Consider the following 556-nt stretch of genomic DNA (forward strand, 5'->3'; position numbering starts at 1 on the left):
TCGTAGTAGTAGAAATATGTGTTAGTAATTTCATTAATCATCTTGATGTAGAAACAATAATTGAAAAAGAGTACCCAGAAGTGGCAGTTATTCAAAATGACTGTCTCTCTTTTTGTGGAATGTGTGCACGCAGTCCTTATGCGATGGTAAACGGGAAACGGATTTTTGCTAAAACTCCTGAAGAATGTTTAGAATTAATTCGTAAGCGGATAGAAATTGAATTAACATTATATATGTAATAAAAAAAATTTATCCCTAAGATTATTTAACTTAAGATATATATTGAAAAACAAAAGCTAGTTTAATTAATTATTATTTTTCTTATAATACCTCACAATGATTTAGATACTTTTGACCATGTTAAATAATATCCCTCTTGCGTAGACAAGTACAAAGAATTAAAGTGTCTACCTAAAAAGATACCCTATAAAGTAGACATTTTAGAAAAGTCTATTGGGTATCTTTTTTTAGAAAAAAAGGATAGTGTAGGAAAAGGCAAAAACGATTATAGGGGTTACTTCATTAAAAATTGTGAAGCTTTTCACCTAAACTAACG

1 protein-coding gene is annotated in these 556 nt (G+C 28.8%); it reads left to right on the top strand.

The genetic code is table 11. The features are described 5' to 3' along the window. On the top strand, positions 1 to 239 hold a 239-nt coding region (locus tag ACSU6B_RS29340), incomplete at its 5' end, for a DUF1450 domain-containing protein (RefSeq protein ID WP_410889969.1). Positions 240 to 556: the final 317 nt, after the last annotated feature.

It is taken from the genome of Neobacillus sp. C211, from assembly GCF_051842875.1.
Classification (GTDB): domain Bacteria; phylum Bacillota; class Bacilli; order Bacillales; family Cytobacillaceae; genus Neobacillus.